Here is a 22,404-nt window from a genome sequence, read left to right on the forward strand (position 1 = left end):
TTCGTCCGTACTGATCACCGCTACAGAAGATGAGACAGCACTAATGGACCTGCTCCCAATTGGTCCACATTTCTGGCGGATTCAGCTCATACACATCATTCTCCCGATACATGAATTGATGCATGATGAATTCCCGTCTGATCGTGGCAAAATCATCATGGAACTGCTTGATCCAGACATTCAACTCCCGCTCCTCGTATTTGCGCCCAGGCTCCAGCTGCTCGGCAAGCAGCTTCAGCACGATTAGCTTTTTCTTATATTGAGCCGGGATCTGGCGAAGTCGTCCATCCTTTGCAAAAAAATTACGTTTCACAGAAGCCTCCATCCCCTCATTCACCTCCGGGTTCATCGCTGTATCATCCCCTTTTCCAAAAATAAACTGCACCGTTGCGGCCGCATGCTGCTTGATCAGTTCGGCATCTAAGCGAAAGTACACTGTATTTCGTTCCCTACGTTCCTTAATCAGCCCAGCTACTCTGAGCTTAGAAGCGTGATGCGTTACTGTAGGCTGAGATAAGTTGAGCTTCTCTGCCAAAGTCTGTCCATTCAGCTCCCCCTGTGAGAGCATAAGCAGCATTCTCATTCGAGTAGGATCAGCTAGCGCTTTATGGTAATTGATCATTTTATCCAGCTGCACTAATTTCACAACCTTTTAATTAGATATATATCTAATATATAAACATTTCTTCTCTCTTGTCAATTCTCGCTCCGAAAATTCATTCCTCGAGAAGCCAACAACTGCTCTTCCGCTGCAATCTCAGCTTAACTAGTAGCCTCCTCATGCAAATTCGGGGTAAACCCGGAGTTTTTTGGGAGCTTCGCTGGAAATCCGGCCATGATTGCGGTAGGATGGTAATGCTCTGGTATGAATAAAATAGTCTGTATATCAGGAGGTTGTACCCATCATGCAAGACATTATCATTATTGGCGGTGGACCATGTGGTCTATCCGCAGCTATAGAATGTGGCCGTAGAGGCCTGAAGTCACTCATTATTGAAAAGCATAACATTGTTCAGTCTATCTATCTGTACCCCACTAATATGCAATTCTTTAGTACAGCAGAGCTGCTAGAGATCGGAGACATTCCGTTCAGCTCATCTAATGAGAAGCCCTTCCGTCACGAAGCATTGGCTTATTACCGGAAGGTCGCAGAGCATTATGATCTACAAGTGAAGCCATATGAGGAAGCACATACCATCGAGAAGCAACCAGACGGCACATTCGTAGTACATACACTGAATCGACGCGGCGAAGCGCAAGCTTATGCTACACGATATGTGGTCGTAGCAACAGGCTACTTCGATCATCCCAACTATCTGGGTATTCCTGGCGAGGATCTGGACAAGGTTACCCACTATTTCCGTGAAGCGCACCCTTATACCAGAACACGGACAGCCATTATCGGCGGGAGTAATTCAGCTGTAGATGCTGCCATGGAATTGGTACGTGTAGGCGCTGAGATTGATATGGTCTATCGCGGAGACGAGCTCTCCACTCACATTAAGCCGTGGGTACGCCCGTTATTCGAAAGTCTTGTGAACAAGGGAAAGGTGCGACTCTATCTGGCCTCCCGTGTCACCGATATTCGTCCCCAAGAAATTACGGTCACTCCGTCTCAGGGGGAGCCATTCGTTCTGCCTAATGATTTTGTACTGGCTATGACTGGCTTCCGTCCGGATCGCAAGCTCTTGGAATCAGCAGGTGTACAGATGAATGATGACCTGAACAAGCCTGTCCTGAATCCTGAGACGATGGAGACGAATGTACCAGGCGTTTACGTGGCAGGGGTTATTGCTTCTGGAAGCAATGCTAACGAGGTGTTCATCGAGACAGGCCGCTGGCACGGAAAACTTATTGCTGAGCATATTATAGGCTAGTAGCAGGGAACTCTAGACTACAGATGTGCCCTATTGCTCTACGAGACTACTCACGAAGAATAGTTCTGCTAGAGAACCAAGTATTTAAATCACGTTACTAACTTGAAATTGGAGGGTGAACTGCTATGGATATCACCTCATTGCTGCTCCTCCTACTCGCTGCGTTAGGCATCCTGAGCGGGAATGCAACAGTCACAATCCCGATGCTCATCTTGTTGCTGCTGCGAATAGCCCATGTGAATCAGGCCTTCCCCTGGCTGGAGAAATACGGCCTGACTATAGGCATCATTATTCTGACGATTGGCGTAATGACTCCACTCGCTAGTGGGAAGATCAGCATGAATCAAGTGCTCGAATCCTTCACACACTGGAAATCGCTACTTGCGATCGTGATCGGCATCCTTGTTGCATATTTGGGGGGACGGGGAGCTTCTCTTATGTCAAGTCAGCCTACAATCGTGACCGGGCTGCTGATCGGTACCGTTATCGGCGTCGCGCTCTTCAAGGGCGTTCCCGTCGGCCCACTTATTGCTGCAGGGTTGTTGTCACTGTTGATCGGAAAAGTGTAGTTTGAAGCTACACCCCTATGATGCTATACTGCTCAGGTTCACTTGCCCGGCCTATACTTATTTATACACAAAGGGTCCCCGCGCAGCCTATTACAGGATGCCGAGGACCCTTGTCTTACAGATCTGTCTCATCTGTCCATAGCTAGTGTGTATGTTCTGGAAGCTGCTGAATATTGTACAGCCGGGCGTAATCTCCCTCACGCTGCAGTAGCTCCTCATGTGTACCCTCTTCGGTGATCCTCCCCTCCTGAATGACAATGATCCGGTCCGCATGGGTAATCGTGGACAGACGATGTGCAACGATGATCGTCGTCCTCCCTTCTGAGAGGCGTAATAGTGATTCCTGAATCTGATGCTCCGCTTCCAGATCCAATGCGGAGGTAGCCTCATCCAGGATGAGTACAGCAGGATTCTTCAGAAATACACGTGCAATCGCAATTCGCTGCTTCTGTCCACCCGACAGCTTGACTCCGCGTTCACCAATTTCGGTATCGTAACCTTGAGGCAATTGCTCGATGAAGATATCTGCGTTGGCCGCTCGAGCGGCAGCTCGCACCGCTTCCTCATCTGCGTCAGGGTTGCCAACTCGGATGTTATCATGGATCGATCCGCTGAACAGGAAATGATCCTGCAGCACCATTCCCATTTGGGAACGCAGACTGCTGAGTGTCCACTCTCGCACATCCAGTCCATTCACCAGCACGGCACCTTCCTGCACATCATAGAATCTCGGCAGCAGACTGATCAAGGAGGATTTGCCGCCCCCACTCATTCCCACCAATGCTATGGTCTCGCCACTACGGATATGTAGCTGAATATTTTGCAAAATCCATGAACTTGATGTCTCATACTTGAAGGAGACCTGCCGTAATTCTATGTCCTGGATCGGTTCCTTGAGCTCCTTGGCCTGCGGAGCATCACGAATATCGTAAGGCTCCTCCATAAGCTCCATGACTCTTTCCAGCGAAGCGGAAGCCTGTGTCAATACCGTAGAAGCATTCACTAGGCGCCTTAGCGGATTATACATTCGTTCCAGATAGCCGAAGAATGCCACGAACGTTCCCAGCGTCACCTCACCCTGAATAACAGCGTAGCCGCCATAGCCAATGACCAGCAAGGGCGCAATGTCAGTCAACGTATTGATAATCGCGAAAGTCATGGCATTCCAGCGTGTCTGGCTCAGTGCCTTTTGCAGAAATTGCTGATTGACCTGACCAAATTGCTCACGCTCATAGCGTTCAAGTGTGAAGCTGCGAATGACAGCAATGCCCTGGATACGTTCAGTCAAATAGGCCTGAATTCCGGCTAGCGCCTTTGAGCGATCCTTCGTAAGCTGCTTCAGTCGTTTATACAGTATTTTCACAGAGATCGCATACAGAGGCAGGACAACAAAAGCCGCAATCGTCAGCTTGAAATCCATATAAATCATGAATCCCAATGCCAGCAGTAGGGAGAAAAGATCCAGCCAGACATTCATCATGCCGACCTCGACAATGTTTTTGGTCTGCTCGACATCGTTGATGAACCGTGAGATCGTGTCGCCCGTCTTCCGGTTATGATAGAAACGCAGTGACAATCGCTGTAGATGATCGTACATGCGATTGCGTATATCGAACAACACGCTGCTCGTAATCCATTGTGCAAGGTACTGCCGTGCAAATTCCACTGGGCCTCGTAGCACAACGAATACCACGGCAGCCCCGCCAAGCAGCCAGAATAATTGGCTGATCTTCTTCTCCGCACTTATGCTCTCCTCCAGCAACAGATGATCCACCGTATACTGGATCAATAGCGGCAATAGTAGCGGAATGCTGAACTTGATAACACCAATGGATAATGCTGCTACAATACGTAGTCGATAGGGCTTGATAAAGCCCAAATACCATTTCAAATCCTTCATGCTTCCCCCTTCTTATCCATTCCTTGCTCGGGCGACAATCTCCAAGGCATATTTATCCAGCCGCGCTGCCATCAGGGTAATGGTCATCGGAAGTCCCAAATCAAGCCAGCCCTTATGAACCTCTAGCGGGTCTGTTACAAAGTCAGTGAGCGCATTCATATCCCAATAGGGATGGCTTGCTTCCTGCAATCCCCCAGCGTTAAGGTAGCTATTCATAAAGGAATCTGCTATCTTTTCCCCTCCAAGAATGGCGAGATTCACCCGGCAGTGGCCTGTATCCGCTCCAGCAGGTCCCATACAAGCGTTCACCCAATCAACGACCCCACTAATTTTCCCTTGATCCCAGAGCAGGTTGCCAGGATGGTAATCACGGTGGATGAATACAGGCTGATAAGCAGGCGACCCCTGCTGTACATGATCAATAATGAACTGCCAAGCCTCAGGCTCACGGCTCCAGCTCGGTACCCGAAGCTCTGCGGCTGGCGTATACCTGGAATAGCTCCAGGTTAGGCTGGCGTTAGAGGCGTGTAACAACGCTAATAATCTCCCCATCTCTCCAGCCCACAAATGGCAAGGCAGCTCTGGCGGAGCAGGCTGAACATAAGGCTTTCCTGGCAAAAAGGACATAAGCACAGCTGGCATTCCAGCTATACTACCATCTGTATCTCGTGCGATCGCAATAGGTACAGGAAGTCCTGTAGTCGCCGCCGCTCGTAGTGCTTCACTCTCGTGAACGGGCAGATCAGGCTCCTGCTGCAGCCACGCTGCGTCTGTAAAAAGCCTCATTACCACCGCCTGATATGCCGGTAGCCTGTTCGCATCAACAGTAGCATCCGAGATATTGTCAGGTCGAGGACCCGCATACTGTGTCAGATCGCTTGGGCCAACGCTCCATTTCAGCATTTGTGCCGAGGCACCACCCTTCAGTTCTCTGGACTGCAGTGGGACCCCAACATCTATCTCCAGCACTTGTCGCAGCCAGTTCGTGGCAAGACCACCAGTTGGCCGTGTTCGTTCATAATCTCGCTCCAAAGGCTATCCCCCTTGCTCTCAGGAACAGAATGTCCGCACCTGCCAAGCTGTATTTCAAGCGTGAGTATGTTATACTCAAGTCGATTTACACCGTTAGCAGGAGGAAATGCTATGTCCCGACAGTTTGTAACCGAGGCCGTAATGCTCGCCATCTACGGTCAGTTGCTCTCAGCAGCCGAGCCTGTAGAATATATTGTACCCTATACCTCGTTTTTGGAATTATATGAGCTGCAGGAGACGTCCGATCCCCTGATGGACAATACCGCGGATGATGAGTATGTGAAGAAGAAGATCCGGGAGTTGGTCGGATACCTGGAGGAACCGCTGAATCAGAAAAAAATCAGGCGTGCTCTGCTGATGCCCTGGGGCGTCAGCGCTCCGATCCTGGTCGGAGATACTACCGCAGTGACGATTGTCAATGCCGTGGATGCTGCACAATTCGGGGATGATTTTGATCCGATCGAGACCGAGCTTGTGCTTACGGCCCAGCGCAGACAGCTCCCTCTGTTGACAGACCAGATTGAATGGATTCAGCGCCTGCTGGAGCATACCATTCCCGTGCAGGTCTATGATATCGAAGATTTCGAATTCGCGCTGGAGGACCCAATGTTGCATCAGCCTTAGGAGATTATGTACTTCCCTTGAGACCCAAAAGCGGCGCAAGGTGCACGGAGTAGGTCTCCCGTGGCCCTGCAGCCGCTCTTTTTGCATGTAATCTGAATCAATTTCACAATACCTTTAGCTCCTTCAAGCAGGACTACTACAGTCACAAAAATCAACTTGAATGTTGAATGAGCTCTGTCATTGATTCGCTCTAATTAACCCTCGGATTCCTCCGCGTAATTGTACACAATGTCGTCATGCTCTTGCAGATAATTCACTTCCACCCGGTGTCCCTTCAAATACCAAGAGTCCTGATCCTCCATATAGAAAGTAAGCCCCCCGGCGGTATTCTCCATGACAGGACGCTGCGGGGATTCCACTGATATACCCAGTGAAAATCCGGGATGCAGGCCACCACCTGAGCTGTAGCGGGCAAATAAACGAATGCTATCTCCATCCTTCAGCCCCAGCTCCTTCTTGTACCAAGCTGCTGCCTGTTCAGTCACATGGATACTCATATGCTGCCGTTCATCTCCTTATCCTATCTCTAATGCTTAATTTGATTGCATACTCGTATTCTATCATAACACCGCTTCGACGATTAGACCAACCAGTTGATAAACGGAAGTACGGGAAGCACACTTGAATTTTTTGTGAAAAAGGTTTGACAGTCGCCAAAGCCTAGTGATAAGATTCAACCATAACGAGATCAAATTCAAATTTATGACAGCATCGAATCATCTGTTCGGGGATAATGCTCTGGACACCGATGGTCAAGATGACTGACAAGAAAGGGGAATCCGGTAATGATGATTGTATTTACATTTACTACTCAACCAGCAGGTCATTCATTACAATTGCATACCGGAGTAACCGAACTGTCGTCGTCAGAGGAGTCCTGCCAGTAGGTCTGATCCTTTAGCGTACATAATTGCGTCAGGTAGTTAACGGTTACTCACGTCTACACCTGAGCACGCCATATGACATGCATCCAAGGCATATCGTTTGCACACGGTATGTCTTTTTTGTTGTCTTTTAAGCATGATTTCTCATGGCGACAGGTTCACTTTTCGTGAAAGGAAGCGATTTTACATGTTCTCAGTATTAAAGAATTTGGGATGGTTTTTCAGGCAAGAGAAAAAACGCTATACCGTTGGCCTCATCTTCCTCATTGTCGTTGGCGTATTGGAGCTCATCCCCCCACGTCTGCTCGGCACCACAATTGACGAGATCAGCAACGGCTCGGTGACCTGGAATTCATTAACTCAGACAATCCTGCTCATTCTAGGCATGCTCGTATTAATCTACTACATCACCTACATATGGATGCATAGATTATTCGGTGGTGCCAATCTGGTTGAGAGCTTACTGCGCAGCCGCTTCATGCGACACCTGCTCAGCATGACCCCGCCCTTCTTCGAGAAGAATCGGACAGGAGATCTCATGGCGCGAGCCACGAACGATCTACGTTCAGTAGCAGCTACAGCCGGATTCGGCATGTTGACCCTGACGGACTCCACAGTCTATTTGGCCACTGTACTGATCGCCATGTGTACTTTGATCAGTTGGAAGCTTACACTTGCGGCCATTATTCCCCTGCCATTCATCGCCCTCGCCATGAGCATATATGGCAAGGCCATCCATCAGCGTTATACGCTGGCACAGGACGCCTTCGGAGATATGAACGATCAGGTACTGGAATCGGTCGCTGGCATTCGGGTCATTCGAGCCTATGTGCAGGAGCGGCATGATGAGCGTAGATTTGCCCATATTACAGACGATGTCTACCAGAAAAATTTGGCCGTCGCCCGCATGGATGCACTGTTCGAGCCGACCATTCGTCTATGTGTGGGACTCAGTTACGTCATCGGGCTTGGCTATGGGATTCATCTTGTATTTCGCAATGAAATCACACTGGGTGATCTGGTCTCCTTCAACATGTATCTCGGGATGATGATCTGGCCTATGTTCGCCATCGGCGAGCTCATCAATCTGATGCAGCGCGGCAATGCTTCTCTCGATCGCGTCAACGAGACGACCTCTTATCAGCCTGATGTGAAGGATGCAAAACATCCCGTTCAGGTCAGCCATCCCGAATCCATTGTGATGAAGGACGTGACCTTCCGTTACCCATCGTCAACGATGGATAACCTCAAGGATGTCCAGCTTAGGCTGAAGCGTGGGGAGACACTTGGCGTAGTAGGCCGTACTGGTAGTGGCAAGACGACTCTGCTGAAGCAGCTTCTACATGAATATCCTACAGGGAAGGGTGAGATTCTGATCTCGGATACACCTATGGAGAGTATTGCAGTAGATCAGCTTCATAGCTGGCTTGGTTACGTGCCGCAGGAGCAGATTTTGTTCTCCAAATCCGTCCGCGACAATATACGGTTCGGTAAGCCTGGTGCAACGGATGATGACATTATGGAAGCCATTCGTACCGCCGCCTTTGAGCGTGATATTGTGAATTTAACAGACGGACTGGATACGCTTGTAGGGGAAAAAGGCATTGCACTATCCGGCGGGCAGAAGCAGCGTGTATCCCTAGCGCGAGCCTTCATCGCGGACCCTGAAATTCTCATCCTTGATGACGCCTTGTCTGCAGTAGATGCCCGTACCGAGGCTCGCATTATTGAGAATATTCGAAGCAAGCGCGCCGGTAAAACAACGCTGATCTCCACACACCGTCTGTCCGCTGTAGAGCACGCAGACCATATTGTAGTGCTGGAGCAAGGCCGAATTATTGAGGAAGGAACACACGAGGAGCTGCTGCGTGAGCAAGGCTGGTATCATGAGCAATATTTGCGCCAGCAGCTGGAATCGGACCTTTCCTCCAAGGAGGTTAAGTAATTGAAACAGAACATAGGCAGGAGATTATTCCAATACGCCTTGACGACTAAATATACATTCATTGTAGCCCTCATCGCTCTGGCGATCGGTGTGGCTGCCGAGCTGGCGGGGCCATTCCTTGCCAAGTCCATGATTGACAATCATATGCTGGCTATCGAGAAGCCTTTTTATCAGACCAACGATACCCATGAAGCAGCTTCCTACAAGGGAGAACACTTCAAACGAAGTGACCGCTTTACACCGGAAGAGCCTCGCGGCCGCGAGGTACGTATTCTACAGGCTGGCTCTTCCTTCGTATTCGTCAATGAGGTTGTATCCATCGCGGAGGGCGAGCGCAGCTTCAGCGACGGGATATTAACGATTACCCGTGGCGGCGAGACATTCCGTTACCCAGCTCAGGTGCTATCCACGGGCGAGCTGTATGCTTTCTACCAGCCGGAATTGCCGGGAATCTACCAATTGATTATGTGGTACTTCGTATTCCTCGTTATCTCGATTTTCGCTGAATTCGGCAAGACCTATTGGCTTCAATCCGGTGCAAATCGGGTAATCCAGAAGCTTCGACTCGATCTGTATGCGCAGATTCAGCGTTTGCCGGTGAACTTTTTTGACAACCTGCCTGCAGGGAAGGTCGTATCCAGAGTTACCAATGATACCGAAGCGATCAAGGACCTGTTCGTAGCGGTGCTAGCGAATTTCAGTTCAGGCATCGTGACCATCGCAGGAATCTATGTGGCACTGTTCATTCTGGATCTTCGTCTTGGATTGATATGTCTATTCCTTGTGCCGATTCTCGTTCTGTGGGTGGTGCTATACCGCAAAGTGGCTACACGCTACAATACCATCATCCGCTCCCGACTAAGTGAGATTAATGCCATTATTAATGAGTCCATTCAGGGGATGTCTATCATCCGAATCTTCCGTCGGCAGCAGCAAACGCTGGATGAATTCGAGACGCTGAATAAAGATTACATGAAGCATCAGAATAAGATGCTGAACCTAAATGCACTTACCTCCCACAATCTGGTGAATGTGCTGCGGAACTTCTCGTTTGCCATCGTACTGTGGTACTTCGGCGCAGGAACACTGACTGGCTCCTCCGCGATCTCGCTCGGTGTACTCTATGCATTCGTAGACGTACTAAGTCGGCTATTCCATCCGATTACAGGCATGATGAATCAACTTGCGGCTCTGGATACATCCATTGTATCCGCCGGGAGGGTATTCAAGCTTATGGATGAAGACGGAGAGCCTGTCACAGATGGCTCCATGCCACGCTATAAGGGTCATGTGGAGTTCAAGGATGTGTCCTTCGCCTACAAGAATGACTATGTACTAAAGAACATCTCCTTCACTGCCAAGCAGGGGCAGACAGTTGCTCTCGTCGGACATACCGGCTCTGGCAAAAGCTCGATCATCAATCTGCTCTTTCGCTTCTACGATCCGCAGAAGGGAAGCATCACGATTGATGGTCAGAATATACGAGAGCTTCCCAGACAGTGGGTGCGCAGCCACATGGGAATCGTGCTGCAGGACCCTTACCTGTTCACAGGAACAATTGCCTCCAATGTCAGTCTGGACGATGAACGGATTACCCGTGAGCAGATCGAGAAGGCTCTGCAGGATGTAGGCGCAAGCAAGCTCTTGCAGCATTTGCCGCAGGGCTTCGATGAACCTGTCCTAGAGAAGGGGAGTACACTATCCGCAGGAGAGCGTCAATTGATCTCCTTTGCCAGAGCGCTTGCCTTCGACCCAGCCATTCTCATTCTGGATGAAGCGACCGCGAACATTGATACCGAGACCGAAGCCATCATTCAGGCAGCACTTGAGGTGCTGAAGAAGGGGCGTACGACCTTCATCATCGCTCACAGGCTCTCTACCATTCGGAATGCAGATCAGATTCTGGTCCTGCATCAAGGTGAAATTGTGGAGCAAGGCACTCATGATGAGCTGCTTGCCGGTCAAGGTCGCTATCGCCAAATGTATGAGCTACAGCAAGGAAATGTAGGCGGTACGATCCAAGATGTGAACCAGTCAGCTCTTGAAGCTGACGGCACTCATGCGAAGGAGCAGCAAAGCGAGAAAGTCACCGCTGGAGCTGTTCAGGGCTCTAGTGGGCTGAGACCCTCGACCTCAGGCGGCACAGCCTGAGCTGCCGTGAATGCAGAGTGATTCGAAGCAAAGTTCAGATTCAGTAACTGCTGGCTGATAAAGGCCGGAAATGTAAATCTAACCGTTTAGTAGTGATATCCCCTTCTAGTAGACATGAGAAAAAAGACATCTGGTAAGATGGATTTAATCTTGTTGAACGGAGGGGATTATTCCATCCTTCCATCCTTCTGCGGCAGCAATGCTTTGATTCGGAATGCCATGCGAAGACGCAACGTCTCCTCCGGGTCCTTCAGGCTGCGACCGATAATTTCCTCGCATTTTTCCAACCTATAGATCACTGTATTCCGATGAATGTACAGTCTCTTTGCCGTCTCGGCAAGTTGGCAATGGGCCTCCAAATAAACGGATAGCGTCTGGATTAACATATGATGATCCTTGAGCGTCTCATCCTCGAAGCCCTGCATCGTATCGGCGTAAAATTTCCGTAGATGCTCAAGAGGGATCATACGCAAAATCTCCGGCACTTCCTTCGGATGATACATCTCGATAAACCGTGTCTTACCTGCCATGCCGCCGAAGTAAAGGGCTTCGTTCGCCTCTTTGTAGGAGACAGGGATCTGGGCGAGTGGCTGTGCATAGCTGCTGAAACCAAACGACAACTCCGAACCGAAATACGTAGCAATTTTCCCCTGAAGGTGTTCCAGCAGCGCAAAAAAAGAAGGTTTGAGTGTTTTCCATTCCTCGACCATTGGCATGAGCAATACGTAGGCGCGATCGTGAGTGAACAGATGTAGCGGATAGCGAAAATGGACCAGCTCCCCTTCAAGATGCTCAGCGATCCGGTCTTGTTCGGCTTTATACTGCATAAATGAGCTCGTTTTATCTCTGCCGTCGAGTTTGCCGACTGCACAAAGATAGCGGTGATCAATGGATAGACCGAATTCCCTTCCTCGGCTGGCGATCTCCTCGCTGCTTGAAAATGCCCCTCCGATAAAATTGGTAAAAAACTCATTCTGGATGCGCCGGCGATTTTGCTTGAGCGCATTGTCCTTCATCAGCTCGAAAGCAATCACGTTGGTTGCCTGTTCAATAGTCAGAATACTAGAACGTTCCGATGGCGAAACAAATCCTTCAATACAGAGGTAGTGTAGTTGTCTGTGGGTATAGACGGGAAATAACGTCAGTGTCTCCTCTTCTCCGCCCAGCAGGGAAAAAGCAGTGAAATTGGATGTCTCCACATGAAAACGACCGCCGGCAGATAATAACGCTTCGAGCCGCGTGGCGGTGGAGGCGGTGCAACGACCAGATATCCGTTGAAGGTAAGGACCCAGTAAAAAAACAGGTAATCTCAACAAGGAGGACAACTGATCCAATAGCTTCGGGATGCCCTGGCCGCTCATGATATGCTGGGTGAATTGTCGATGTGTCTGCATAGCGTTGTGCAGCTCGGTTGTCCGCACATCAAGGATATGGCTCAGCGACTTGTTGACAATATCGCCGAGCGAAGGCTCGACGGGCAGCTCCATTAGCGGTAGGTCCAACTGGTCAGCAAGCGTGATCGCCGATTCGGGAATGCTGCCGAGGAACCGCTTGCTTTTGATGCCTAAAGCCGCGCAGTTCTGGCGGCTCATTTCCCGAATCAATTCCAACAGCGCTGGCAGATCATCCTTTAAGTGAAAAGCGGTCGTAATGAGTAATTCATTGCTTTTAAGGTATGGAATGATATCTGGGGCGTCCATCATATTGACCGTGTGAACTTCCCGATTCAAGCCCTTTGCTCCCGCGACGATCGTTGTTCCGTCAAATACGGGTAATTTCAGCAGATCATCCATTTTCATCATTCTCACGCCCCCCTTTAGTTAACATGACCAACAATTACTCTGATTCTTCTACATTTTCGTGAATGATTTCCCTTTTGTTTTATTTTACGATTAATTAATAGCATTGCCAAGTTAAACAATATAACACCGATTGGAAAGCTTGGGCTGCCAGATTGGGGGAGATTACATTGATGATCAAACAACCGAAGCCGTCCGCCTTATTCGAACAGGTCGAACATATGATTGAATGGCTGGCTTCGCATGGGGAAGAACAAAGTGGCGGAGTAACACGGTTGCTGTATGACCCGGCTTGGAGCGCGGCCCAGCGGGCGATCGAGGGAAAAATGAAAGAAATTGGACTAACCGCACACTACGACGATGCCGGGAACCTGTTTGGACGTGTCTCTGGACGTGATCCAAAAGCGCGGGTCGTACTGACAGGATCGCATGTAGATACAGTGACCGGAGGCGGAAAATACGACGGAGCTTATGGCATCGTCGCTGCACTAATCGCCGTGCAATATTTGCTTACACATTACGGCCAGCCACTCAAGCCAATTGAGGTTGTGTCCCTATGCGAAGAAGAAGGAAGCCGCTTCCCGATGACCTACTGGGGTTCCGGTAATATTACGGGGGTGAAGAGCCGCGAGGCGGTTCACAACATCAAGGACGCAAAAGGCGTACCGTTCGAACAGGCGATGCGCGATGCCGGGTTCGGAACAGGTCAACACCCGAAGCCAAAGCGCAAAGACCTGGAATGCTTTATCGAATTGCATATTGAGCAAGGCCAGGTGCTGGAACGGGAAGGCAAGTCGATCGGCGTCGTCAGCCACATCGTTGGACAACGCCGTTATGATATTACAGTCCATGGTGAGAGTAATCATGCCGGCACGACCCCAATGCAGTGGCGCCGAGATGCCATGTCTACGGCTGCCGAGCTAATTCGAATACTGACGCATCGAGCCAAAGCAGATGAGAGCGGACTCGTGGCTACCGTGGGTCGAATGGACGTTCACCCCAATGTCGGTAATGTCATTGCACGCGAGGTCACCTTTAGCCTGGACGTGCGCCACAGGGATGCAGAGACGATTCGGAACTTCTGCGAGGAATGCTTCGGGGAATTCGAGATGGTTGCGGCCGAACAAGGAACTCGCGTCGTGTGCTACAAATGGATGGATGAGCCTCCGGTAGCAATGGATCCTGCTCTAAACGCGATTGCTGAGGACATTTTAAAGCGCGAAGGCATTTCATACAAAACTATGACTAGCGGGGCGGGACACGATTCGCAGATATTCGGAACGTATTGTCCAACCGCACTGTTCTTTGTACCAAGTCGGGACGGCATTAGCCACTCACCCGCAGAATTTACGGATACGGAAGATTTGCAGCGCGGCGTGCGCTTGCTGATCGACATGCTGCACAAGTTGGCTTATTGAAGAACAATGAGGAGGCGGTTACGAGATGACGAAGTACCGGGAAATTCATGCACCTTTGAGAACAATCATGACACCAGGGCCAGTTGAGGTCGACCCTAGAGTTCTGCGAGCAATGGCAACGCCGATTCTAGGCCAATTTGATCCGGAATTCACGCGAATGATGAACGAAACTATGGAAATGTTAAGACAAACATTCCAGACGACGAACCAGTGGGCCTTCCCTGTCGACGGTACTTCCCGCTCTGGCTTGGAAGCGGTACTGTGCAGTCTGATCGAACCGGGTGACAAAGTACTAGTGCCCATCTTCGGCCGCTTCGGCCATCTGCTGACCGAGATTGCCGAACGCCATGGTGCAGAGCTTCATCTAATGGAATGTCCTTGGGGAGAAGTATTCGACCAACAGGCGGTCATCAACGAGATTGAGCGAGTACAGCCGAAAATCCTGGCGATTGTGCATGGGGAGACTTCGACGGGCTGTATGCAGCCGTTGGACAAGATCGGCCCGGTCTGCCGCAAGCTCGGCGTATTGACAGTGGTTGATGCCGTCGCTTCAATCGGTGGCACCCCAGTCAAAGTGGATGAATGGCAGCTTGATGCGGTTATCGGCGGTACACAGAAGTGCATTTCCGTACCTTCTGGCATGGCACCCATCACATACAACGAGCGGGTTGAGCGCATTCTGGCGAGCCGAAAAAAAGTCGAGCGCGGTGTCGCAATTGAAAGCGACCATCGGGACGTGGCGCAGCCGATTCGCAGCAACTACTTTGATCTAAGCCAGCTACAGGATTACTGGGGGCCGCGTCGTCTGAACCATCATACGGAAGCAACGTCTATGCTGTACGCGCTGCGCGAAGGCCTGCGCATCCTGCTTGACGAAGGGCTTGAAGAACGCTTCGAACGGCACAAGTTGCATGAAAAGGCGCTGATGTCCGGTATCCGTGGTATGGGCCTAGAGCTATTCAACGATGTGGCATGGAAGCTGCCAGTCGTGACGTGCGTGAAGATTCCGGAAGGTGTCGACGGCGAGTCCGTACGAACAATGCTTCTGAATCAGTTCGGTATCGAGATCGCAAGCTCATTCGGCCCGCTGCATGGGCAGATTTGGCGAATCGGCACGATGGGCTACAGTTGTCGCAAGGAGAATGTGCTATTCGTTCTGTCCGCGCTGGAAGCTGTGCTGATCCGACATCATGCCCCGATCGTGATTGGGCGCGGAGTGCAAGAGGCACTGGACGTGTATGAGCAGGCCCAATCAGGTACCGCCGTACTCGCCTAAATGTGACCATGGTGCAGAAGATGTAGCCCATAGGCCTCTTGCTGTGCACTTGTATTTTAGGGAAAGATAAGGATTCCGGGAATTTCCGGAATCCTTTTGTATAAACTCAGCTTTGTTCAAGGAACCCCGAGTGCGTAATAAATCTGCTCGGATACCATCTCAACGAAGCTCCAAGCGGAGTGTGAAATATGAACAATATCAACTGGCTGCGCTCAGGACTCGCAGGGCTGCAGTGGCTCTTCTTCTTATTTACCAACACGGTAGTCATTCCAATCACGGTCGGAGCAGCGTTTGGGCTACCGCAGGAGAAGATTCAATTTCTGATTCAATGCTCGTTTGTCTTAACAGGGCTCGCTTGCGTAATTCAGGCAGGACTCGGACATAAAAGAGCCGTCATGGAAGGACAGTCTGGCTTGTGGTGGGGTGTCATTCTAAGCCTTAGTGCGGCTGCACCGTCACTGGGCATTTCGTTGACGGAACTGGGCGGTAGCCTGGCCGTTGGAATCTTGATCTCGGGTGTGGTCACCATTCTGATCGGTGTCTGCGGGCTAGCTGCTCCATTGTCGAAACTATTTACGCCGGGAGTGATGGCTGTGTTCATGTTCCTGCTCGGCTGCAGGCTGAACATGATTTTTCTCGAAGGCATGCTCGGCATTTCATCTGGGTCATCGTCTGAAGCCACAGCAATTCAGCCAGCCGTGTTCCTGTTGGCTGCTGCCGTTGCCTTTTTTGTCGCAGTCTTGTCAGTAAAAGCCCGGCCCGCGATCGGGCAGTATGCACTGCTGATTGGTATTTTGGGCGGATGGGTGCTATATGCGCTTAGCTTCGGCAGAGACGATGGAGCATCCAATGTTGGAAGTATAGACATGGGCTGGTTTCCGCTCGGTGGGCCTACGGACGGACTGAACGCCGGTGTGGTAGCGATTGCCGTTATCGCCGGGCTCGTCAACGCCTCCAATACGTTTGGCGCACTGAAGGGAACGGATAGTATTTACGAGCAGGAAGCATCAGGAAGGCAATACAGACGCTCCTTCACGATCAGCGGTGTGCTCGCAGTTGCCTCGGGATTACTGGGACTTGTCCCCTACGCTCCCTACGTTTCCTCTGTAGGCTTCCTCCAGCAGACTCGTATCCGGGATCGGCTTCCGTTTGTAATCGGTGGTCTTTTGTTCGCGGGCATCGGCCTAATTAAGGCGATCAGCGGCGTATTGACGCAACTCCCGCTCAGCATCGGAAGCGCTGTGCTTCTCGTGACGTATCTGCGATTGCTAGGCTCCTCCCTGCAATATTTCGGGCAAATTCGTATGGATGCCGCCAACCTGTACCGAACAGCAGCACCTTTATTCGTAGGGATCATCATTATGGGATTGCCTTCCGAATCGTTCACTTCACTGCCCGCCCTACTGCGGCCGCTACTTGGAAACGGTCTGCTGGTCGGTATTTTACTCGCATTACTATTAGACCGGCTTCGGATCAGCTCTTCCCCACAAGATCAGGCGACTACCTTGAGGAAGATTCAAATCCCTGATACGGTAAAGTCTCATCGTTCCCGTAGCACGCTTACTACGAATTTGAAACCGAAAGGAGAACAGCAATGAGTACGAAAAATGAGAATCAAACGGAGGGATTCCAACTCCACACAAAGTCGAAGATGGTGTCACCCATGTCCGACCAATGGAGAGCATTCGTAGATACTTCCATGAAGCGACCCGCCAACGGAACAGGGTTACTCACTGGACTAACGTTCGCAGTGAAGGACGTCTTCGATATCAAGGGCGCTACAAGCGGAGCCGGCAACCCGGATTGGCTTCGCACACATGAGCCTTCGGAATCTACAGCTCCTTCAATATTGGCATTACTAGCAAACGGCGCAAGGCTTGAAGGCACGACGCAGACGGACGAATTGATGTACAGCCTGAACGGAGAAAACGCCCATTACGGCACGCCGATTAACCCCCACGCACCAGATCGAATTCCCGGGGGCTCGTCAAGCGGCTCGGCCGTAGCTGCTGCTGCAGGACTGGTCGATTTCGCCGTAGGAACGGACACAGGCGGTTCGGTGCGCATTCCATCATCGTATTGTGGCCTATACGGCTTCCGTCCGACGCATGGAGCCGTATCCGCGGAAGGAGTCATTCCGCTGGCGCGAAGTTTCGATACGGTTGGCTGGATGAGTCGGTCTGCCAAGATCTTGCTCGACGTGGGCAGGGTCCTATTGGAACAAAATCCAGCTAATTCTGATGGTGAATCGAGCTTAAGCATCGAGAGTGAACACGACATAGATCTCCTATTCAATATCAGTCCCCCCTCATTCACCCGCTTTCTCACGGCGGAAGAAGCCTGGAGCCTGCCCGAACCGGATGACCGTTCGATCCTCCTTGCGAAGCTACATGGTCTCGGCGACTGGGAGGATAACCACACGGCTATCCGATTAACTGAGCCTGAAGAGAGCCTGGCAGACTGGTCGGCGGCGTTCCGTGTTCTTCAAGGGCTAGAGATCGCGCGTGAACATAGCGAATGGATCGCAAAAGAACATCCGACATTTGGGCCGGGCATTGCGGAACGCTTCGAATGGGCCGGTACACTGGAGGAATCCGCAAGCGCGGTTGAAGCAGCTTTACGTGCTCGTGTACAGCGCACGCTTGTGGAACTGCTGGGTGAAGACGGAATTCTGGCTATACCCACTGCACCTGGCCCAGCTCCACTGTTAGGATTACAAGGTCCAGAAGCTGAGGCATACCGAGCGAAAACAATGCAGCTCTCCTGTATTGCGGGACTTTCCGGTCTGCCTCAGGTTACCGTACCAGTAATCCGTCAGGACGGACTGCCGATCGGACTATCTTTTATCGGCGGTTTGAATACGGATCTCCAGTTGCTGTATTGGGTGACTAAACATTTTACAGAAGAGGTGCATGGATGAAACTCGTGACGATTACGCACAAGGGACGGGAGCAAATTGCTTTTTTGACGGATCGGGGCATGATCCCCCTGGCTTGGCTGAATGAACAGGAAGGCACAGCTTGGAACACAGACCTCTTCACGCTACTGCAACAAAAACGACTGAATTCGCTGCGCCACTGGTATACCAACGGTGGTCAGGAGCACCTCGACAAAGCCCCTGCCCTGCTCGCAGGCGAAGTTTCTTACCGCGCACTTTACAGTCAGCCGGGCAAAATCATCGGCGTCGGCATGAACTATCTGGCAAAGGCGATAGAGCTGTCCGGGCGTCCTCCTGAGGATGAGCCAGTTATTTTCCTCAAGCCGGATACATCACTGATTGGCCCTGGTGAAGCGATCCATCTCCCCACTGGAGCCGGACAGATCACCGCAGAGGCGGAGCTAGCCATCGTCATCGGACACACGTGCAAGAAGCTCCGTGAAGAGGAAGCGATGAGCGTCGTAGCTGGATATACGACAGCACTCGATATGACCGCCAAGGATATCCACGCTCGCAATCCTCGGTTTATGCAGCGTGCCAAAAGCTTTGACACGTTCCTGAGCCTTGGCTCCTCCCTATCCACACCTGACGAATATGACAATCTACCTGATCTTGAGATCGAGACCATACTCAACGGCCAAGTCACTCACAGCAATTCTGTTAGCCGAATGATCTTTTCCCCCGCATACCTGATCTCCTTCCTGTCACATGTGATGACGCTGCAACCGGGAGATGTCATTTTGACGGGGACACCGGGGTCGGTCGTTATTGAGCCAGGAGACGAGGTAGGATGTCGGATTGCAGGGCTGGAGACGCTGAACAATTCGGTAGAGCCAACTCCACCTTTGTAATTTTTCATTCAAAAGATTGTCTCAAAAACAATAACTAACATATATATAACATTATATGATATATTTTTTTGTTCAAATCCAACAAAAAACCTGATTATAATTTACGTTTTTGTCAATGCATTGTGAAACCAAGGTGATAAAATAAGAATCAGTAATCACGAGATAGAATACATTACATATTAAAGTTATGTTATCTAACGATGATTCAATCACCTGTGGTGTATGCAAGGAACTGGCAGAACGACTTAAGTAATCTTGAAGGCGATCAGTTCAGCCTGCGCACCCCATAAAAAAGAGGGAGTGGAGCCGAATATGTCTATGAATTTGACAAGTCGTGTGTTGGAGGAGACACCATTGCAAGAAAATATCAGTGTGGACGACTCCCTAAAACCAAAGCGGGAGAGCGACAGAACGATTGGATCGGTCTCTTACATGTTTATGTGGATTGGGGACGGTGTAAATCTCGGTAACATGACACTCGGCGCGAGCCTGATTGCTGCTGGCATCGCAACGCTTAATCTCTTCCAGACTGTTGTAGCAGCGATCATTGCAATTGGCATCATTTCGGTGCTCTTCGCCTTGAACGACCGCTTCGGCTACCGGACGGGTATACCTTATGTGGTCCAGTTACGGATGTCTTTCGGCATCAAAGGGTCCATCATCTCCTCGTTCCTGCGCGGTGTCCCTGCTATCGTCTGGTATGGCTTCCAAAGTTGGGTCGGAGCAACTGCACTGAACGAGATCGTCAAGGTGCTGAGTAGCGGAAGCTTCGATAGCATCCCGATTTGTTTCGTGGTATTGCAGGCGGCTCAGATTGTCCTTTCGCTTTATGGCTTTCATGCGATCAAGTGGGTGGAGACGCTTGCCTCTGTCGTCATCATGCTAGCACTTGTCTATGTATTCGGCATACTACTCAATTCCCACAGTGCCGCGATTACCGAAAATTGGGTAAATGCACAAGGCACATGGGGACTCCCGTTCTTCGCCTTCATCATGGTGTTCCTCGGCAACTATGCAGCGATCTTCCTGAGTGCAGGTGACTATTCCCGTGAGCTCAAGAGCGGTATTAGCAACAAAAAACGCAGCATGCTGTATTTCTTCCCCATCATTATTGCTTATGGCTTCGTCCTGACAATCGGAGTCATGATGGCTGCTGCCACAGGCATCTCAAATCCGGTCAAAGCATTTGCGGTCATCGTCGACAATCCTTATATCACCGTCGGTGTATCGGCCTTCATCGTCATTGGTGCGGTTGCCGTCAACATGGTCGCCAACATCGTGCCGCCAGCTTACGTTATTTCACTCGTCACCAAGCTTAAATACAAAGCTTCTGTCATTGTAACCGGATTGCTTGCACTCTGCTCCTTCCCGTGGGTTCTCGTGCAGGATTCCTCCGCTAAAGGCTTGAATACATTCATCCTGATTTACTCTGCTTTCTTAGGTCCGATTGTCGCCATTATGTTAGTCGAATACTACATCCTTCGCAAACAGAAGGTCGACACGACAGAGCTGTACCTAGAGAATGGCTCCTTCAAAGGCTACAATCCAAGCGCCATGCTCGCCATGCTCATTGGAGCTGGTGCGGCCTTCCTGCTGGTCGACATCGGCTGGATCATCGGATTTACCGTTGCAGGTATCGCATATCTTTTGCTAAGCAAGCTAGCATTCAAAGGCTCATCTTTCAAGAAGGGTACGATTTTTGAAGAATCTGTCTGAACAATACATTAACACCACCTAATGAGGAGAGATGTGCATGGAACGTTATGATCTGATCGTACGTGGCGGCAGCGTGGTGCTGCCGGATGGGGTCACGAAAGTCGATGTCGGCGTCAAAGACGGAAAAATTGCAGCGATTGCCGCCAAGCTAGTGGGCGAAACGGAGCACGAGTGGGACGCAACTGGATTCCATGTACTTCCTGGTATGATCGATGTGCACGTCCATTTCAGCGAACCAGGCCGTGAGCACTGGGAAGGCTTCACGACTGGATCAGCCATGATGGCTGCCGGGGGCTGCACCACGTTCTTCGACATGCCTCTAAACGGTATTCCATCAACGGTACATCAGGAGGCGCTGCTCGACAAGGCACGTCTTGGAAATGAAAAGTCGCTCGTCGATTTCGGTCTATGGGGTGGACTCGTGCCGGGCAACGAAGACGATCTGCAGCCATTGGCGGAATCCGGTGTAATCGGGTTCAAAGCGTTCCTGTCCACGACCGGCAACAAGGAATTTGAAGCGGTCGACGATATGACACTGCTGACTGGCATGAAAAAGATTGCAGCACTCGGCAAGGTGCTGGCCCTGCATTCCGAGAGCGCAGCAATCACCAACTGGCTGAAAGCAGAAAAAGAAGCAGCGGGGCTCGTGAGCGCCGACGACTATCTAGAGACACGCCCGATCCTGGCCGAAGTTGAAGCCGTGGAACGCGCACTCTACTATTCAGAGATAACGGGTTGCGCGCTGCACTTTGTTCATATCAGCTCGGCAGCGGCTGTAGGTAAAATCGAGGCGGCTAAGGCTCGCGGCATGAATGTAACGGTTGAGACATGCCCGCATTATCTGCTCTTTAGCCACGACAGTCTACGCGAAAAAGGTAGCCTCGCCAAGTGCGCACCTCCCCTGCGAGAAGCAGACGAACAACAACGGCTGATTTCCCTGCTAGCAGAAGGAAAATTCGATATGCTATCGTCAGACCATTCGCCGTGCCCATACGATATGAAGGACCCGAAGGACTATAATCTCTTCCAGGCATGGGGCGGCATTAGCGGCGGTCAGTTCACATTATTGTCAGCGCTGGAACTGGCACAAGCACAAGACATTCCGCTGGAGCAAGTCGCCGCTTGGACAGCTTCGAATCCGGCGGAGCGCTTCGGTCTTGCAGAGCGCAAAGGTCGTATCGCCATCGGAATGGATGCGGATTTCGCCATCGTTGACCTGAACCAAGCGTTTACTGTAACGGAAGAGAACTATTATGCTAAGCATAAACAGAGCCTGTATATCGGACATACATTCCCGAGTAGTGTAATCGGCACGATCGTTCGTGGTCATATCATCGTTCGCGACGGCGAAGTGGCGACTGCTACGGCGAAAGGTAGCTGGCAAAAGCCAGTCTAGACGAACATCAAGAGACCTGAATTTATCA

17 protein-coding genes are annotated in these 22,404 nt (G+C 50.8%); 12 read left to right on the forward strand and 5 right to left on the reverse strand.

Annotated features, from left to right (window positions below):
• Window positions 1–40: 40 nt before the first annotated feature.
• Window positions 41–637 (reverse strand): DUF2087 domain-containing protein, encoded by a 597-nt coding sequence (locus tag D328_RS0102055; protein WP_018883282.1) that lies wholly within the window; start codon window positions 635–637, stop codon window positions 41–43.
• Between the two features lie 268 nt (window positions 638–905).
• On the opposite strand from D328_RS0102055, the gene D328_RS0102060 reads away from it, so the two are divergent.
• Together D328_RS0102060 and D328_RS0102065 are read left to right on the forward strand one after the other, a co-directional pair.
• Window positions 906–1,877 carry a YpdA family putative bacillithiol disulfide reductase gene (locus tag D328_RS0102060; RefSeq protein ID WP_018883283.1) on the forward strand — a complete coding sequence of 324 codons (972 nt, stop codon included), beginning with the start codon at window positions 906–908 and terminating at the stop codon, window positions 1,875–1,877.
• Window positions 1,878–2,002: 125 nt separating this feature from the next.
• Window positions 2,003–2,446: a DUF441 domain-containing protein gene (locus D328_RS0102065; protein WP_018883284.1), complete on the forward strand. Its 444-nt coding sequence runs from the start codon at window positions 2,003–2,005 to the stop codon at window positions 2,444–2,446.
• A gap of 142 nt (window positions 2,447–2,588) precedes the next feature.
• On the opposite strand, the gene D328_RS0102070 is transcribed toward D328_RS0102065, so the two are convergent.
• Both D328_RS0102070 and D328_RS28225 read right to left on the reverse strand, forming a co-directional pair.
• Window positions 2,589–4,346, reverse strand: a complete 1,758-nt coding sequence (locus tag D328_RS0102070; protein ID WP_018883285.1) for an ABC transporter ATP-binding protein — start codon at window positions 4,344–4,346, stop codon at window positions 2,589–2,591.
• A gap of 12 nt (window positions 4,347–4,358) precedes the next feature.
• Window positions 4,359–5,378, reverse strand: a complete 1,020-nt coding sequence (locus tag D328_RS28225; protein ID WP_018883286.1) for an aminoglycoside phosphotransferase family protein — start codon at window positions 5,376–5,378, stop codon at window positions 4,359–4,361.
• A gap of 111 nt (window positions 5,379–5,489) precedes the next feature.
• On the opposite strand from D328_RS28225, the gene D328_RS0102080 reads away from it, so the two are divergent.
• Window positions 5,490–6,002: a hypothetical protein gene (locus D328_RS0102080; protein ID WP_018883287.1), complete on the forward strand. Its 513-nt coding sequence runs from the start codon at window positions 5,490–5,492 to the stop codon at window positions 6,000–6,002.
• 194 nt (window positions 6,003–6,196) lie between these two features.
• Here the strand turns inward: D328_RS0102080 and D328_RS0102085 are convergent, their stop codons facing one another.
• A complete protein-coding gene (locus D328_RS0102085; protein WP_018883288.1) occupies window positions 6,197–6,499 on the reverse strand; it encodes a HesB/YadR/YfhF family protein in 303 nt (100 codons plus the stop codon).
• A gap of 574 nt (window positions 6,500–7,073) precedes the next feature.
• Between D328_RS0102085 and D328_RS0102090 the strand changes: the two genes are divergently transcribed.
• The gene (locus D328_RS0102090) at window positions 7,074–8,831 is read left to right on the forward strand and encodes an ABC transporter ATP-binding protein (RefSeq protein ID WP_018883289.1); all 1,758 of its coding nucleotides are present in this window, start codon (window positions 7,074–7,076) and stop codon (window positions 8,829–8,831) included.
• Window positions 8,832–10,982, forward strand: coding sequence for an ABC transporter ATP-binding protein (locus D328_RS0102095; protein ID WP_018883290.1), 2,151 nt, complete (start codon window positions 8,832–8,834; stop codon window positions 10,980–10,982).
• Between the two features lie 167 nt (window positions 10,983–11,149).
• Here D328_RS0102095 and D328_RS0102100 read toward each other — a convergent pair whose 3' ends face one another.
• Complete coding sequence (locus tag D328_RS0102100; protein ID WP_018883291.1) at window positions 11,150–12,784, reverse strand: PucR family transcriptional regulator; 1,635 nt, start codon at window positions 12,782–12,784, stop codon at window positions 11,150–11,152.
• Between the two features lie 170 nt (window positions 12,785–12,954).
• Between D328_RS0102100 and allC the strand changes: the two genes are divergently transcribed.
• From allC to D328_RS0102135, 7 genes are all read left to right on the forward strand, one after another.
• Window positions 12,955–14,199 (forward strand): allantoate deiminase, encoded by a 1,245-nt coding sequence (allC, locus tag D328_RS0102105; RefSeq protein WP_018883292.1) that lies wholly within the window; start codon window positions 12,955–12,957, stop codon window positions 14,197–14,199.
• A 25-nt stretch (window positions 14,200–14,224) separates the two neighbouring features.
• Window positions 14,225–15,475, forward strand: coding sequence for a pyridoxal-phosphate-dependent aminotransferase family protein (locus D328_RS0102110; RefSeq protein ID WP_018883293.1), 1,251 nt, complete (start codon window positions 14,225–14,227; stop codon window positions 15,473–15,475).
• A gap of 188 nt (window positions 15,476–15,663) precedes the next feature.
• A complete protein-coding gene (locus D328_RS0102115) occupies window positions 15,664–17,073 on the forward strand; it encodes a uracil/xanthine transporter (protein ID WP_018883294.1) in 1,410 nt (469 codons plus the stop codon).
• A gap of 65 nt (window positions 17,074–17,138) precedes the next feature.
• The gene (locus D328_RS0102120) at window positions 17,139–18,395 is read left to right on the forward strand and encodes an amidase family protein (protein WP_026280970.1); all 1,257 of its coding nucleotides are present in this window, start codon (window positions 17,139–17,141) and stop codon (window positions 18,393–18,395) included.
• Window positions 18,392–19,264, forward strand: a complete 873-nt coding sequence (locus D328_RS0102125) for a fumarylacetoacetate hydrolase family protein (protein ID WP_018883296.1) — start codon at window positions 18,392–18,394, stop codon at window positions 19,262–19,264. Before D328_RS0102120 ends, D328_RS0102125 begins: the two co-directional genes overlap by 4 nt.
• Window positions 19,265–19,576: 312 nt before the next feature.
• The gene (locus tag D328_RS0102130) at window positions 19,577–20,980 is read left to right on the forward strand and encodes an NCS1 family transporter (RefSeq protein ID WP_018883297.1); all 1,404 of its coding nucleotides are present in this window, start codon (window positions 19,577–19,579) and stop codon (window positions 20,978–20,980) included.
• A 37-nt stretch (window positions 20,981–21,017) separates the two neighbouring features.
• On the forward strand, window positions 21,018–22,376 hold the full coding sequence (locus D328_RS0102135) for an allantoinase (RefSeq protein ID WP_018883298.1): 1,359 nt from the start codon (window positions 21,018–21,020) through the stop codon (window positions 22,374–22,376).
• Window positions 22,377–22,404 lie beyond the last annotated feature (28 nt).

Origin of the sequence: Paenibacillus massiliensis 2301065 = DSM 16942, from assembly GCF_000377505.1 — a bacterium.
Lineage (GTDB): Bacteria > Bacillota > Bacilli > Paenibacillales > Paenibacillaceae > Paenibacillus > Paenibacillus massiliensis.

Excerpts from the sequence above, each read along its gene's own strand:
- D328_RS0102060 (WP_018883283.1), top strand. The coding sequence starts at position 906 with ATGCAAGACATTATCATTATTGGCGGTGGACCATGTGGTCTATCCGCA.
- D328_RS0102065 (WP_018883284.1), top strand. The coding sequence starts at position 2,003 with ATGGATATCACCTCATTGCTGCTCCTCCTACTCGCTGCGTTAGGCATC.
- D328_RS0102070 (WP_018883285.1), bottom strand. The coding sequence starts at position 4,346 with ATGAAGGATTTGAAATGGTATTTGGGCTTTATCAAGCCCTATCGACTA.
- D328_RS0102080 (WP_018883287.1), top strand. The coding sequence starts at position 5,490 with ATGTCCCGACAGTTTGTAACCGAGGCCGTAATGCTCGCCATCTACGGT.
- D328_RS0102085 (WP_018883288.1), bottom strand. The coding sequence starts at position 6,499 with ATGAGTATCCATGTGACTGAACAGGCAGCAGCTTGGTACAAGAAGGAG.
- D328_RS0102090 (WP_018883289.1), top strand. The coding sequence starts at position 7,074 with ATGTTCTCAGTATTAAAGAATTTGGGATGGTTTTTCAGGCAAGAGAAA.
- D328_RS0102100 (WP_018883291.1), bottom strand. The coding sequence starts at position 12,784 with ATGATGAAAATGGATGATCTGCTGAAATTACCCGTATTTGACGGAACA.
- allC (WP_018883292.1), top strand. The coding sequence starts at position 12,955 with ATGATCAAACAACCGAAGCCGTCCGCCTTATTCGAACAGGTCGAACAT.
- D328_RS0102110 (WP_018883293.1), top strand. The coding sequence starts at position 14,225 with ATGACGAAGTACCGGGAAATTCATGCACCTTTGAGAACAATCATGACA.
- D328_RS0102115 (WP_018883294.1), top strand. The coding sequence starts at position 15,664 with ATGAACAATATCAACTGGCTGCGCTCAGGACTCGCAGGGCTGCAGTGG.
- D328_RS0102120 (WP_026280970.1), top strand. The coding sequence starts at position 17,139 with ATGTCCGACCAATGGAGAGCATTCGTAGATACTTCCATGAAGCGACCC.
- D328_RS0102125 (WP_018883296.1), top strand. The coding sequence starts at position 18,392 with ATGAAACTCGTGACGATTACGCACAAGGGACGGGAGCAAATTGCTTTT.
- D328_RS0102130 (WP_018883297.1), top strand. The coding sequence starts at position 19,577 with ATGTCTATGAATTTGACAAGTCGTGTGTTGGAGGAGACACCATTGCAA.
- D328_RS0102135 (WP_018883298.1), top strand. The coding sequence starts at position 21,018 with ATGGAACGTTATGATCTGATCGTACGTGGCGGCAGCGTGGTGCTGCCG.